This is a genomic window from Pseudoalteromonas gelatinilytica, from assembly GCF_001641615.1.
Lineage (GTDB): Bacteria > Pseudomonadota > Gammaproteobacteria > Enterobacterales > Alteromonadaceae > Pseudoalteromonas > Pseudoalteromonas gelatinilytica.
On sequence record NZ_LRRU01000004.1, the window covers coordinates 253,601 to 269,104 of the forward strand.

Consider the following 15,504-nt stretch of genomic DNA (forward strand, 5'->3'; position numbering starts at 1 on the left):
CATTGCTGCCTTGTTGTATATTTGGGGATCCCATGAATTTTAAAAAACCACTTAATCTTGTTGCCAGTGCAGTGATACTAAGCACCCTAGCAGCGTGTAGCCAAACAACGGCAACCGAGGCACCAAGTAAAAACCAATTAACAGCCTTTGGCACAACTGAAAATATGCAAGGCTCACAAGCAGCAGCCCTTGCTGATGACGCTTGGCTCTTAAGCTCACAAAGCCAAGGTCTGCAACTTATTGATGCCACAGGTAAACAGCACGCATTACAAAAAGGTAACTTCGAAGCGTTATCTGTTAAGGCTATCAACAAAAACAGTTACCTTGTTGCTAGCATCGACAACGAAGCCGACCAAGCGGTGATTTTTAGCTTACAAAAAGCAGCTAAATGGCAGTTAACTGAAATTAGCCGTATTAGCCCACCAAAAGCAAAGCCTGAGGCAGTGTGCTTATTTGCCAACCCGACCACTCAGGCTGTGTCGGCATTTGTGGCAGACGCTCGTGGTCTTATCCGCGAAACACTGGTGTTTGATATGGCAAATAAGCGCGCGTTAAACCTTGAATTACGCGAGTTTGCCGGTGTGAGTGAAACATCGGGCTGTGCGGTTGATGATAACAGTAAAACCCTTTACCTAAGCGAAGGCGAAGTGGGTATTTGGCAAATTAACGCCGACGCTGAATCGCGCGCTGATAAAAAGCCCCTTGCTATGATGTCGCCATTTGGCAGCTTAGCACCTGAAGTTGGCGGCTTAAGCACAACAAATGATGGCAGCTTATGGTTTACCACCTCTGAAGATAACCAATTACATCGCTACGAAAATAACACAAAGCGTTTTAGTAGCTGGCAATTTGCAGGAGAACTAGCAATTGAATCTGCCGCAGTGCGCTTTAACAATAATCAAGCTGATATTGTGCTATACGATGATGAATCAGGTCATTACCTAAAAGGTCAAATCGAGGGGCAAATTAAAGCACAAGCCAAGCAGCAAAATAGCGCTAAAACAGCGGCTGTTACTTATATCAATGCACAAGCGCAAAGCGATGCGGTACGTGCTTTTGGTGATGCTGCCGATGACCCTGCTATTTGGGTAAACCCTCACAATGCAGCAAAAAGCTTGATCTTAGGTACCGACAAACGCCGCGGTTTAATGGTGTATGACCTTGCAGGCAAAGAGCTACAAGCGCTAGAAACAGGCCGTTTAAATAATGTTGATGTGCGCCAACATGCAAGTATCAACAACGCAAGCAATACGTGGATCACCGCAAGTAATCGTACTCATAACAGTATCAGTGTTTACAGTGTCGATACTCACAATCAAGTGCAATATCTTGCTGAGTTACCAACGACTTTAAACGAAATTTACGGTATGTGTATGTATTCATCAAATACAGGCAACTATGTGTTTATGAATGATAAATCAGGCCTGTTTCAGCAATACAAACTAACTGGTGATAATGAGAGCGTATCAGCACAGCTAGTACGCGAATTTAGTGTTCCTAGCCAACCAGAAGGTTGTAGTGCCGATGATAAAAGCGCACAGCTATTTTTAGGTGAAGAAGACGAAGGTATTTGGTTTATTGGCGCTGAGCCAACAGCAGGAAATAAACCTGTAATGCTACAAACCGTGAACGATATGCTCGTTGATGATGTAGAAGGCATGGAAATCTACCACGCAAAAGATGCTCGATATTTAGTGGTTTCTAGCCAAGGTGATTACAGCTATGTGCTTTATAAAATTATTGATGGCAATACCCCTAGCCTTGAGTTTGCGGGTAAGTTTGCAATCAGTAATAACCTAGAGTTAGCAATAGATGGCGTATCAGAAACCGATGGCCTAACGGTAACGCCGGCTGCACTACCGGGCTACCCTGAAGGGGTGCTAATTGTGCAAGATGGTTACAACCGTATGCCACAAGCACCGCAAAACTTTAAGATTATTGACTGGCGCGAAGTAAAAAAAGCCATTCAATAAATTACTCCGTAAAGGTGCTCGGTTTACCTGGGCACCTTTTTTATCTGCACATATTTAATCAGTAAAATAGATAACTAAAACATCCTACAATTGCACCGTAAATCAGCATCGGCAAAAAGGTTTTCTTAAGCACGGGCCCTTCTTGATTATTCACTCCAACAATACTGGCTACAGCAATAATATTGCTAATGCAGATCATATTACCCATCGCCGCTCCCGTTGATTGCAACGCAAGCACTAAAGTTTCTGATAAGCCCACTTGCTCTGCAATACCATATTGAATACCGCCAAAGGTAAGATTAGACACCGTTGCCGAGCCTGAAAAGAAAGTGCCGAGTGCCCCCAAGTACGAGGCAAATAACACCCAGTGCTCACCGCTTAAATCAGCAAAGGTACTCGCCATATAAAATATGGGCGCATTATGGCCGCCTTGCATTAAAACATTCACCATCACCAATGCACCGATTAAAGCAATACATGGCATAGCAATACGGCCTAAGGTGTCTGAGCACATTTTCTTTACTTGTGGCTTACTCATATTAAGTAACGGCACGCAGATCAACACCACCAATACAAACGGGATCAGCGCTGGAACAAACAAGGTTTTATATGACCACCCCACTGAGGTGCCGAATATCTCATGTAAAGATAAGATCAGCGCTTTACTTAATTCAAATTGCGCAAAGCCCAAATTGACACTCAGCCAGAGCGTTTCGTCGTTAAGCAGTGCTTTAATACCTAGCTGATGAATACGGGTTATGACCAGCACAACAATCAAGAGTAATAGCGGGAATAACGCTACAAACAGCGTTTTAGGTGTGAACTCAGCCTTGTTTTTCGAGCTTTGTGTATTTGCAGCTGATTTATCTAAACCCACTCCCCGGCTTGCCAAATAAATAGTGACTAATAGCCCCACTGCACCACCAATCAGTGATGGAAACTCATAGTTCCACTGAGCAAACAACCAATAAGGCAAGACACATGAAAACACGCTTAGATAAATGAATACGCTATTTTGACGCACCTTTTTTAGTGGCAGCACAAGACACAGCGCAATCATAGGAATAACCAAAGCAGCAATAACATGGCACAGTGCCGTCCATTTTGAGATAGCCAGCACTTGCTGGTCATCTAACTGTAGCGCCGAAAAACCAAACCATGTTGGTGTGCCAACAGCCCCAAAAGAAACGGGAATTGAGTTTAAAATAAGAGTGAAAACAATCACTTTAAAAGGCGAGAAACCAAGCCCGACTAAAATAGGCGCAGCAATAGCCGCTGGCGTGCCAAAGCCCGATGCGCCTTCGAGCATAAATGCAAATGCCCAACCTATGATCATCAATTGCGCAACCTGATTACTGCTAATAGATTCGAGCCAGTGTTTAATCGTGGTTTCGGCCCCTGATATTGCCAACATGCGGTTAAGTAAAATAGCCCCAGCAATAATCGAAATGGGGGTCATGACTGACAACACACCAGCAAACGAATTAGCAAGCAACAGCCTTAAATCAGCTTGAAAGTAAAACAGTTGCAATAAGGCTGCGAGTAGCGCTGTTATGGGTAAGGCAATATAAGAAGCGATGGGGCTGCGTTTTACCATCATCCAGATCAGCACCAAAATAGGTAGTGCAGCCACTAGGGTATTCATGGGTCATCCTGTTGTTTTTATTAAGCGCTTTCCTTAATTCAAAGTATAGACAGGATAACCATAATCAGTATTTTTTATTTGTTAAATGAGTGTATTAAATGAGTGTACTGAGCCACCAAAGAAGCAGTACTAACACAGAAATAGCCACTAAGGCTTTGGTTTTGTGCTTTTGAATAATTCGCTCAGCCTGATTACCCGCGTAATAAACAACGGCAGCAAGGGCAAAGTACCGAATTGAGCGAGCAATGACCGTAGCCAGCAAAAAGAGAAAAATTGAATACTTAGTTGCCCCAGCGGCCAGCATGGCAATTTGAAATGGAATGGGCACAATACCGAGCGTCAATACAAACCAAAAGCCTTGTGCTTGCATGTTTTGTTTAACTTGCTCGAATTGCTCAGGGTTCGAGAAGGTATTAATCACCCAGTCCCCCACTACATCAAACAGATAATAGCCGAGGGCATAGCCAAAAATAGCACCGATAATACAGCCAATGGTCGCCATTAATGCAATTAACCAGAGCTTTTCGCGGCGTGCTTGCATTAACGGTATAAGCACAGCTTCAAGGGGGATGGGCACGATGGTTGACTCTAAAAATGATGCCACCGTAATCGATTTAAGCATATGTTTAGAGTCGATAAACTGCCGTGTTTTTTGCTTTATCTTTTTAGCAATTGCCATTATTCATCCCTTGGATTTTTGTTGCGATATAGGTTACAACAAAAACCCTTAACCGTCCCTTACGGTTTATGAATATAACGGCTACGGCCTTGGTTTTTTGCCAAATAAAGCGCTTGGTCGGCACGTTTCATGGTGTTGCTAAATGTCTCTGTGGCGCGTTTTATCGCCGAACCAACACTCACGCTGAGCGTTTTACTCGGTGTCACCATCACATTATTGGCAAGGCTTAGCAGTTGCTCACAGGTAGCACGTAACTTATCAGCGTCGTCGGTGGCAACATACAGTGCAAACTCTTCACCACCAATTCGCGCAAATAGAATGCTTTCATCTAACGCTTGATGACATTGATATACAAAATCTATCAATACCTGATCGCCAACATCATGGCCATATTCATCATTAATCGCTTTAAAGTGATCAATATCTGCAATCACTATACTGTGCGGCTTATCTTGGTTTTGCTGCACATAATGATAAAAATAACGACGGTTGTACGCCTTTGTTAATACATCTGTTTTTAGCTCTTCTTCAAGCTGCTCGCGGGTTTTCGCTAAATCAGTCAGGGCAAGATAAAGACCAAACCCCGTTACTAGCATCCCTAAGGTGCGGGTAATATCTTCGATATAAATACCAACCCAAATTGGTTGAAATACCAGCTCGTCTAAAAAATCAAAAGTCAGCCCAACGCTCCAAAGGAAGATACCCACACTTAAAAATAAGTAACTGCGCTTAGCAACCACTGAGGTTTGCACAAAGGCAAAAATACAAATCAAAATAAGCAAATTGATGGCATCACTTAGCACACCATTTAAGTAGATATCATTTTCGAGTCGATTAAAGTAATACAGATAGGTGATCACTATCAGCAACAAAAAGACAATAAAAAAACTAATAAAGAACTGCTTTATTATGAGTGGCACTGAGTTTAACTCAGCCTTTATTTCTGGAGGAGAAGACTGTTTATTCATAACTAATCACGACAACATACTGCAATGACTTAAACATTAGCAAAGCAAATTTAAAAGTGCATGATAAAGCCGCTTTAAAGGGCAAAAACCAGCGTTTTTACTGGAGTAAAAAGTCTAAAAATAAGCCGTTTTAGTCAGTAAAAAAGTCTAAGTTCATGCTATTTGCCACTAACGGTCGCAATTCTGCTGTGTTTTTTTTATCATCGCTGACAATTTAAATGACACAGCAAGAATTAATGAGCGACGCACGATTTATTCCATTTCGAAAACACGACATCATCAACCTTTGCCAAGCCTATTTAGGTGAACCGCAATCAGGTTCGTTTTTGGAGTTTGCTACACTTTTGCAAAGCGTGACCCATTATCAATATCACGAGCTGCTGGAGTCATTAAAAAACAACTATGCGCCATTTGACCCAAATAGCGACACCCGCACTCTATCACCGATTACTAACGAGCAACGTGCCAGCTACCAGTCGGCCTTCGCAAAAGATTTTGCCACCGTACTCAATGCTGCCAATTTTGAAACCATTACCAATCAAGACTTACAAGATGCGCTCAATGAAGAGTCTTTATTTAAAGTGCGTTTAGCCGTTGAGTTTGATGACTTTGCAGAAGTGGTCTTTTACCGTCGCGGCGAATCGCAAAAAACCGAGACGCTTCGCAGCTTTTGGGGCCTCAAGAAAAAGCAGATTCAATTTACTAACTATGATCGTGTTGCCATATTCATCCGCTTTAAAGACGAGCAGTACTTTTTAGAAAAAGGCAAAATGCCAGTGGGCTTTGAGCCAAACTCAACCATCGTAAAATTATTCCAGAATGTGCCAAAAGCCGATTTAGAAATGCTGTTTCCGAATAGCGAAGTAAAAATGCGTCCAATAGATAAACTGATTATTGGTTCATCAGCACTGATTGGTGGTGCTGTGGTGTTGGTAACAAAATTAGGTGCGTCAATTTTACTCCTGATTGCCATGCTTGCCTTTTGGGGTGGTTGGCGCAGTGAAGAAGTGCATATGAGTCAGCAGCACTTTATTACCTTTGCAATTGGCATGGGAGTGTTTGGCAGCTTTATTTTTAAAGAATGGAGCAAGTTTAAAAACCGTAAAATTCGTTTTATGAAAGCACTGGCCGACAACTTATATTTTAAAAACCTCGATAACAATGCGGGGGTTTTTCATACCCTAGTCGACGCAGCTGAAGAAGAAGATGTAAAAGAGGCGCTGCTCGCCTACACCTTTTTACTAAAAAGCGAGTCTGCGATGACTGCACAGCAATTAGATAGTCAAATTGAACAGTGGTTTAACGAGCAACATAATTGCCAGCTCGACTTTGAAATTGATGATGCTTTAGACAAACTCGTCAAGCTTGAGCTAGTTAATCTGCAAAATGATCTTTATTCGGCGGTTGATTTAGCTAAGGCCAAACAGCGCTTAGATAGTCGTTGGGATGACTATTTTAAGTTTGCCTAAGCCTTTAAAATCAGGTACTAGAAAGCATAAATCGAGTTTGAGTCAATTTAACTCTCGTTACGGCATTTTGGTCTCAATGTGCTTGCGCAGTAAATGGTCTGCTTTTAGGATAAAATTTTACGGCTAAAAAAAGACCATTCCATGCAATTAAAAAAAACAATCCTTATTGGAGCTAGTTTGCTGTGCGCAGCAACGACTGCTCAGGTATATGCTAGCGACAAGTTTGTCTCTGAAGATATTTTTCAACTTGAATACGCAGGCGACCCACAAATAAGCCCAGACGGTAAAAAAATCGTTTATGTTCGCAGCGGCTACGACATCATGAAAGATGGCAACAAACGTAGCTTTTGGCTGTACGATTTAAAGTCTGGTCAACACACGCCACTGTTTTCTGATGAGCATAACTACAGTCAACCAACCTGGTCTCCAGATAGCCAAAAAATTGCCTTTACCAGCAACTCAAGCGGCTCAAATCAGCTTCACGTTTATTGGTTAGCGCAAGACAAACAAGCACTTTTAACGCAACTACCAAAATCAGTCGGCAACTTAACGTGGTCGAATGACTCAGAGCAAATTGCGTTTACGATGAGTATTCCTGAAGGTAAATCTGCGTTCGCAAAATCTGTAAAGCTGCCAAAAAAACCAAAAGGTGCTGAGTGGTCAAAACCTGTTAAGGTTATTGAGAAAGCGCGTTATCAAGCTGATGGTGCAGGTTTCTTAGAACCTTCATATCGTCACGTTTTCGTTATCCCCGTTTCGGGTGGCACGCCGCGTCAGCTAACCTCAGGTGATTTCCAGCACTATGGCCCACTGGCTTGGAACGCGAACAATAGCAAGCTTGCTTTCTCTGCTGATCGCAATACTGATTGGGAGTACCGTACAACAGAGTCTGATCTTTATGAAATCAATGTAAAATCAGGTGAGCTTACGCAACTAACTGATTTACCAGGTAGAGAAAGTAACCCGCATTACGCTAAAGACGGTGATGAACTTGCCTTCATTGCTCGTGATAACGCCCCTGTGCCTTATATCAACTCAACCTTGTCGTTACTTGATCTAGATAACAAATCAGTCAAGCATATTACTGAAAAGCTAGACCGCTCTGTGGCTGATTATAAATGGTCAGGCGATGGCGACTTTGTTATTCAATACGATGATTTTGGTAAGCGTAAACTCGCTAAAGTAACAAGCCGCGGTAAGGTCACTGATTTAACTGATACCGTGTCAGGCACTTCTATTGGTCGCCCGTATGTCAGTGGTAGTTTTAGCATGGCCAATAATGGCGCGATTGCTTACACCACAGGCAATGAATACCGCCCAGCTGATTTAGGCTACCTATACAAGGGTAAAAGTAAAACACTGACTTCATTAAATGAAGATGTATTAGGCCATAAAAAGCTTGGTAAAGTGCACGAGCTGAATGTTAAGTCGCAGTTTGACGGCCAAGCCATTCAAGGTTGGTACATCACGCCGCCTGATTTTGATGAAAACAAGCAATACCCATTAATGGTTGAAATTCACGGTGGCCCACACCTAGCCTATGGTCCAAGCTTTACTGCTGAATTACAGCGTTATGCAACCGAAGGTTATGTGGTTGTGTATGTGAATTACCGTGGTTCAACAAGTTACGGTAAAGACTTTGCATTACTGCTAGATGGTAAATACAGCTCTGAAGAAGACTTTGCTGATCATAACTCAGCGGTTGATGCGATGATTGCTAAAGGCTTTATCGATAAAGATAACTTGTTTATTGCTGGTGGTTCAGCAGGTGGTATTGCAACGGCTTATGCGGTTGGTTTAACAAACCGCTTCAACGCTGCAGCAATTACCAAGCCGGTGATCAATTGGTTAAGTAAAACACTGACTGCCGACAGCTACATTGGTCAAATTCGTAACCAGTTCCCTGGTATGCCATGGGATAATGTTGAGCACTACTGGAAACGTTCGCCGCTTTCATTAGTGGGTAACGTAACCACGCCATCATTGATCATGACAGGTGAAGAAGACCGCCGTACGCCGATTTCAGAATCAGAGCAGTTCTATCAAGCATTAAAACTGCAAAAGGTCGATACCGTACTTATTCGCGTACCGGGCTCACCACATGGTATTGCGGGTCGTCCATCACGTATGATTTCGAAAATTGAATACACGCTTGCGTGGTTCAAGCAATATCAGAAGTAATGAATTAAGCAGGAGTGAGGCACTCACTCCTGCTTAAAAGTAATGATGACTAAGCGCAAGTTGAGCAGATCCTATCGACTGCGCTTTTTCCCCGCACACGCCTAAACTCACTTCACAGCTACGTAATCCACGACTATCTAAACGTGCAAATGCTGCAATTGATAACTGCTTAAGCTGTTCAAGCGCTTTACTCGGTAGTGGCGAATCAATAATCACCGCTTGCATATCTAATAAACTTAAACTGTTATGCATGGCAATACTGATAGCCTCAGCGGCTTTTTCAAGCCAAGGCTGAACAAGTGGTTTATGCTCTGTAAACTGACTGTCTGTTAGCTCGTACACAGAAATACCAAGTTGCTGCTTATCAAACTCGCTTTGCAGTGATAGTAATGAACATTGGCTAAGTAACTGCTCCCGATCAGCGTTTAGCATTGAGCCTATAGCACCCGCATTGCCACTTTTACCTTCGAGAAGCTGGTAGTTAATCACTACAGCGCCGCCTAAAAAAGCCCCCAAATAGACATATAAAAAATCGCTGTAATTATTAGGGTTACCAAGGCTTAGTTCTGCACAGCAGGCTGCGTTATTATCGTTACTAATATAAACAGGTAACTGGAACTGGCTTTCTAAGTAACCTTTTAAGTCGAAGTTTTGCCACTGGCTAAGAGTATTTGTTGCTGAGTCTGAAGCTGCTTGCCATTGCCAAATATCAAACGGCATAGCGACCCCAAGCCCACACACATATGAGCGCAGTTCAGGTTCTAATTGACTGATTAATTTTGGGATATATGTTTCTAAGAATGATTTAAGCTCATCAACCGATGCTTCATTCACCTCAACAGATACAGATGCTCTTTGCGTGCTTTGTAAGTCAACGAGTATCAGGTCGAAGCGTCGTCGCCCAATTTTCAAACCAAAACTAAATGCGCCATCAGGATTTAGCCTAAATGGCACACTAGGTTGCCCTACTCGTCCTTTTACGGGTGCATCACGAAGCAATAGCTTATCTTCTTCGAGCTTGTTGATATTCACTGTTGCCGCCTGAGCAGACAAGGCTAACGCTTTCGCTATTTGTGCTTTAGGCATGCTTTGCTGTTGCCTAATTAAACTTAAGATTGCGCGCTCGTTATTGCTTCTTGGTGCTCGCGATAAACTGCTCTTCATAACATCCTTCTTGATACAAGCTTGATTAGCGGCCTATTAGACCTTTTTGGCGTACTATCTACCAGTCAAAATAATAAATCAACTAGGTTGATTTATTATTTATAGTCGTGAATACTGTCGGCCACAACAATATGAACACATTAATCTGGTGAACTATGCAAACACAGTCCGCTATTGTATCGCGCCAAATGCTTTGGCCTTTTATTCTGCTTACAATTTGCTTTGCTGCTTGGGGTACTGCGGCGAATATGACAGACCCATTAGTGAAAGTTTTTAGCAAAACATTTTCGATGAGTGCGTTGCAATCAGCACTGGTGCAGTTTAGTTACTACGGCGCATATTTTTGCTTAGCTTTACCGGCAGCCATGATCAATAGACGGTTTAATTATAAAACGGGGCTGTTAGTGGGTTTAGCCATGGCCGCCTGTGGTGCGTTATTGTTTTACCCTGCTAGCCAAACCATGCTCTATAGCCACTTTTTATTGGCCTTGTTTATTCTTGCAGGTGGCTTGTCTATTTTAGAAACCTCTGCCAACCCCTATGTCATGCAGTTAGGATGCGAGCAAACAGCCACCCGTAGACTTAACCTAGCACAAGCTTTTAACCCTGTTGGTACTAATATTGGTGTGTTTTTAGCGGCGACGTTGATTTTACCGAACTTAAATCAAGCTGATAGCGCAAGCCGTGCCCTGATGAGTGAAGCGCAACTAAAAACCGTTGTGAGTGCAGAACTCGATGCTGTGATGGTGCCGTATGTGGGTATGGCCTGTTGCTTAATCTTACTATGGCTATGCATCTTTTTTAGTCGCTCTCCTGCCACAGCAACAAAAGCCGCCACGCAGCCGCGTAAACTTAAAAAGACCTTTCAACATTTGTATCAAAATAAGCACTACCGATTTGGCGTGCTGGCACAGTTTTTTAATGTTGGCGCGCAAACCTGTGTATGGACCTACACCATTGGCTACACCATGGAAGCACTTAACACCACAGAAGTTACCGGCGGCCAAGTCTTACAATATTCTATGCTGGTGTTTTTAGTATCTCGTTTCATTATGACTTGGCTAATGCGCTTTATTAGCGGCGCTAAATTACTGCGTTTTATGGCTTTAGTTGCAGCCGTGCTTTGTTTTATTGTTACCACCCAAGTTAATTTAGTGGGGGTAGTCGCACTTGTTGCTATTTCAAGCTGTCTATCTTTGATGTTTCCAACCATTTACGGCACAGCACTTGAAGGCCTCGGCGAAGATGCAAAAGTGGGTGCGGCAGGTTTAGTAATGGCAATTTTAGGGGGCGCATTTTTACCTCTGATCCAAGCTGCAACCATAGATGCCTTTAACACTGCGGTTTCGTTTGTTGTACCTCTGGTTTGCTTTTTAGTTGTTGCTTTATATGGCCACCATACCAAAGTAGCAGCAATACCCGCCAGCGCGCAGTTGCAGGACTAAACGCATCAATGAGATAATGCACCTCGTTTACCTACTTAAGCGAGGTGTATCGTCAATTAATGGCACATATTACGTTTTTCATGGTCAAGTTTTTGGCCTTTTCTGCTGGCTGTTTTGCCTGTTTTTTACTTCATGATCAAGCCCATGTTGCCCTTGTATTATCTGCCGCTGTTACCGGGTTAGTTGGCACATTTATTCCTTTTCCTGCTCGTTTTGGTAACCACCCTTATGCAGCCATTTACGCTGGCAGCTTTGCTGGTATGTGCTCATCAAGTTTAATCAACAGCTACTGGGAGCTGAGCTTTATCTCTTTAATTGGTGCCAGCCTTTACGTATTAACTATGAATCTATTTGCAGGTTTTGGTGGTCGTCTTGGTAGCGTTGCTTTTGCCAGTGTGGCGCTTTACATGCTTGCAAAAGGAGTCTTTTAATGGATTTGTTTATTGCTATTACCGCTTTACTAGGCGCCTACTCTACTTACTTTTTAGCGCATCATAATCGCTTTGATGGCATTCGCGCCTCAGCCGCCACCAGCATTATTGCATTTGCAATTTTAAGCCTATTCCCTGTTGATGTAGAATTTTACAGCGTGGCGTTTTTTGGGGGGACTTTCATTGGCATGAGTGCACCAAAACGCTTTGGCATTTTTACATTAGCCATTGCTTCAATCTTGTTTGCTTTGTTATTTGAATACCTTGTGCCGCGCTTGCATGGCTATGGCGGTGCATTGGGCTTGAGTGCTTTTCTATCTGTCTGTGTTTGCCATATAGGTATCTTGCTAGGGGCACCCCGCAGTAAAAAAAGCAACTAAATCTGACTTGCCAATTAAAAACCTATACCTTTTCATTAAGATTCTTTAGTATGTTAATTACTTGTTTAAGGATAAAGGATCTTTATGCTGTTTCGCTCATTACTGATTGCTACCCTGCTTTGTTTCATCAGTTGTGCAACGGCTGCGAAAACACTGACCTTTATCGCTGAAGATCTTCCTCCTTACCATTTTAAAAACCAACAAGGCGAAGCCGATGGTGCACTTGTTGAAGTAGTAAAAACCGCCTTAACACACGCAAACATCCCTAGCGAATTCGCAATTATGCCTATGGCGCGTGCTTTTCATGAGCTCGAAAACAATCCAAACATGTTAATGATTTCGCTACTAAAAAACTCAGCTCGCGAAAACCGCTTTCAGTGGTTAGCACAAACCTATTTTTCGGACGCTTACCTTGTTGACCTTACCAGCAAAAGCCACAATATAATTAGCTTGAAGCAAGCTCAGCAATACCGTGTCGCAACTATTCGAGGCTATTCAAGTGAACATTATTTGAAGCAAGCTGGATTTAATGAAGATAAAAACTTGGTGCTAGTCAGTCATTACCATCAACTTTGGCAATTGCTTGAAAAAGAGCGCATCGACTTTGTACTGACCAACACCCTAACCTTGCAAAACGAACTGGCATTATCTGGGGTTGATCCGAGTGACATTCATAAAAGCCTGCACTTAGATGACTTTCCTTCAGGTCTTTATTTAGCTGCAAATCTTAATTTAGATAAACAACTCGCAGCGCAATTAAGTAACGCGATTGAAGCGTTGAAGCAAAGTGGCCAATACCAAGCAATTTTACAAAAATGGCAGTTGCCTTTACCCAAATAAAAAAATGAAAAATACTCCATTATTTTACAAAAGCTTAGCTTTAGCTTGTGCACTTAGCTGTTTATCGCTCAGCGCCTTTGCAATAACCTCTGAACAAGCGTTAGAAAAGCTAAACGAAGCACAATCGTTACGTAACAGTAACCCAAACCAAGCCACTGAAATATTTGAGCAGTTAACTAACGACTCAACCCTTGTCAATGAGCCTAACATCATACAAGAGGCATTCGAATCGCTGGCATTTATGAATGTCAGCAGTGGTGATTATGATCAAGCACTGAGCTATGCAGAGCAGCTACTGGAGTACGGGCAAAAGCAAAGTAATCAGGCTATCGCAGTACGAGCGATACTTATTCAGGGCTACGCACAAGGTAGAAAAAGTAACTTTCTAACAGCAGAGCAGCACTACCGAGATGCATTATCTATTGCCAAACAGATAAAAGATTCAGTGCTAATTGCTCAGTCTTATGAGCGATTAGCAGCCATTTTACGCTGGCAAGATAAATACATAGCCGCCCTTAATGAGGCACAAAAGTCTGTTAATATCTTACATGAATTTGATGATGACAAATCGTATGCATCGGCATTACTAAATCTAGGAATAATCGAAGCCATTATTGGCGATCACAATGCGGCGCTTGCAAGTTTAACTCAATCATTTTCTTTGCATCAAAAGCTTGATGACAAAAAAGGCATAGCCGATTCGCTTTACGAAATTGGCGAAGTTTACCGCCGTATGGGCGACAGTGCTCAATCGTTAAAGCACTTTAAAATGTCTCACGTGTTAGATTTAGAAATTGGCTCTAAAGTCGACATCGGTAACAGTGCCATGAAAGTTGGCTATGCTGCGCTAAAACAAGGTGAACTTGCTACAGCCACAGACTACGCAGAAAAGTCGATTAGCTATTATCAGCAATCATCTTCAAACACTGGGCTATGTCGCTCGTACGATTTAATGGCGTTAATTGCTTTAAAACAAAATAACATAAGTGAAGCGCAAGCCTATATCAACCGCGCTTTGGCAATCGCTACTGACTATAATTTTCGCTCACACTTGGTATCTTTAGGGATCACCCAAACACGTATCAATCAAGCCCTGGATGATCACGCTGAAGCAATTAAAACCGCAGAGCAGGCTTTAAAACAGGCTGATGAGCTGCAAGATGTTGAAGATCAAATTAGCTTAAATAAGTTACTCACTGACTCTTACCTTGCTTTACAACTGTATAAACAAGCATTTGAATCGCAAAACCGCTATCAAACCCTTGAGGATAATACAGGTAAAAATCAGCACGACTTAACCGTGGCCGCGATGCAAAGCCAAGTAGCTTTTATGCGAAATCAGCAAGAAATCAACCAATTGAGTGCTGAAAAGCAAATTCAAGCGGCTCAACTAAGCGAAAGTGAATGGCAATTCAAAGCGTGGTTACTGGGCTTAAGCTGCGTGATTTTGCTGATATCTGGCTTTGGTTACCGCTCATTTAAAAAGCGTAAGCTTGCCAGTGAACGAGCCCAGCTACTCCAAGAAGTCGTTGATAAAAAGAACCGCTTACTAGCCGATGTGTCTCATGAAATTCGCACGCCACTCACAGCACTACAATTGCAAGTTGAAGCATTGCAATACAATATCGCCAAAGACGTAGATGCCTCTTACGATGCCATTAATCGAAAACTTACCGATATCAATGTACTGATCCGTGATATCCATCAACTAGCACAAGCTGACTCCGATAGCCTATATCTGAACTTAAAACCCTATTTACTGGCTGATGTAATATCCCTTTGGCAGCAAGACTTTACTGCTTTTGTAGAAAACAAAGGTTTTGAATTTACCAGTAACATTCGCGTTGCTGCTGATATCAAGGTGACATGGGATATCGATAAAATTAAGCAAGTACTGACGAACCTTTTATCAAACAGTACTTTTTATACTGATAAACCCGGCAAAATTAAATTTATAGCAATGGCCTCAGAGCAGAGTATTACTTTTAGTATTGAAGATACCCCACCCGGCGTTACCAATAATCAGTTAGTTGAAATATTCGAACGTTTATACCGCGTTGATAAGTCGCGCAGCCGCCAAACGGGTGGCTCAGGCCTTGGACTGGCGGTTTGTAAAAGCCTGATAGAAACACACAAAGGCACTATTAAAGCTGAGCATAGTGAGCTAGGTGGCGTTAAGATCCTCATTTGCTTACCGCTTATTAGTGAACAACAGGTTTAATTAGCACCACGATTCCCTAAAATCGCCCCTAAACAGGGCGATTTCACGACATTTAGCCCAATTAATGCCGACCAAGGTCGCATATTATTTAATCAAAAACCGCCCTAT

General features: G+C 42.5%; 12 protein-coding genes. 8 read left to right on the forward strand and 4 right to left on the reverse strand.

Annotated features, from left to right (window positions below):
* Positions 1–32: 32 nt before the first annotated feature.
* The gene (locus tag NH153_RS01735) at positions 33–1,973 is read left to right on the forward strand and encodes a phytase (RefSeq protein ID WP_063700370.1); all 1,941 of its coding nucleotides are present in this window, start codon (positions 33–35) and stop codon (positions 1,971–1,973) included.
* Between the two features lie 58 nt (positions 1,974–2,031).
* On the opposite strand, the gene NH153_RS01740 is transcribed toward NH153_RS01735, so the two are convergent.
* The 3 genes from NH153_RS01740 to NH153_RS01750 form a co-directional block, all read right to left on the reverse strand.
* Positions 2,032–3,618: an L-lactate permease gene (locus NH153_RS01740; RefSeq protein ID WP_063700371.1), complete on the reverse strand. Its 1,587-nt coding sequence runs from the start codon at positions 3,616–3,618 to the stop codon at positions 2,032–2,034.
* Between the two features lie 94 nt (positions 3,619–3,712).
* Positions 3,713–4,297, reverse strand: coding sequence for a YqaA family protein (locus NH153_RS01745; RefSeq protein WP_063700373.1), 585 nt, complete (start codon positions 4,295–4,297; stop codon positions 3,713–3,715).
* Positions 4,298–4,356: 59 nt separating this feature from the next.
* A complete protein-coding gene (locus tag NH153_RS01750; protein ID WP_063700374.1) occupies positions 4,357–5,265 on the reverse strand; it encodes a GGDEF domain-containing protein in 909 nt (302 codons plus the stop codon).
* A gap of 236 nt (positions 5,266–5,501) precedes the next feature.
* Here NH153_RS01750 and NH153_RS01755 point away from each other — a divergent pair, with 236 nt between their 5' ends.
* Positions 5,502–6,734 (forward strand): TMEM143 family protein, encoded by a 1,233-nt coding sequence (locus tag NH153_RS01755; RefSeq protein ID WP_063700549.1) that lies wholly within the window; start codon positions 5,502–5,504, stop codon positions 6,732–6,734.
* Positions 6,735–6,875: 141 nt separating this feature from the next.
* Complete coding sequence (locus tag NH153_RS01760) at positions 6,876–8,915, forward strand: S9 family peptidase (RefSeq protein ID WP_063700376.1); 2,040 nt, start codon at positions 6,876–6,878, stop codon at positions 8,913–8,915.
* A 33-nt stretch (positions 8,916–8,948) separates the two neighbouring features.
* Here the strand turns inward: NH153_RS01760 and NH153_RS01765 are convergent, their stop codons facing one another.
* Positions 8,949–10,079 (reverse strand): ROK family transcriptional regulator, encoded by a 1,131-nt coding sequence (locus NH153_RS01765; protein WP_063700378.1) that lies wholly within the window; start codon positions 10,077–10,079, stop codon positions 8,949–8,951.
* Between the two features lie 155 nt (positions 10,080–10,234).
* On the opposite strand from NH153_RS01765, the gene fucP reads away from it, so the two are divergent.
* The 5 genes from fucP (at position 10,235) to NH153_RS01790 (ending at position 15,396) form a co-directional block, all read left to right on the forward strand.
* Positions 10,235–11,524 carry an L-fucose:H+ symporter permease gene (gene fucP, locus NH153_RS01770; protein WP_063700380.1) on the forward strand — a complete coding sequence of 430 codons (1,290 nt, stop codon included), beginning with the start codon at positions 10,235–10,237 and terminating at the stop codon, positions 11,522–11,524.
* Between the two features lie 59 nt (positions 11,525–11,583).
* Entirely contained in the window at positions 11,584–11,955 is a 372-nt protein-coding gene (locus NH153_RS01775) for a hypothetical protein (RefSeq protein ID WP_370626045.1), read from the forward strand.
* A complete protein-coding gene (locus NH153_RS01780) occupies positions 11,955–12,335 on the forward strand; it encodes a hypothetical protein (protein ID WP_063700381.1) in 381 nt (126 codons plus the stop codon). The genes NH153_RS01775 and NH153_RS01780 overlap by 1 nt, the downstream gene beginning before the upstream one ends.
* A gap of 84 nt (positions 12,336–12,419) precedes the next feature.
* Entirely contained in the window at positions 12,420–13,175 is a 756-nt protein-coding gene (locus NH153_RS01785; protein ID WP_063700383.1) for a substrate-binding periplasmic protein, read from the forward strand.
* 4 nt (positions 13,176–13,179) lie between these two features.
* Complete coding sequence (locus NH153_RS01790; RefSeq protein ID WP_156503605.1) at positions 13,180–15,396, forward strand: tetratricopeptide repeat protein; 2,217 nt, start codon at positions 13,180–13,182, stop codon at positions 15,394–15,396.
* Positions 15,397–15,504 lie beyond the last annotated feature (108 nt).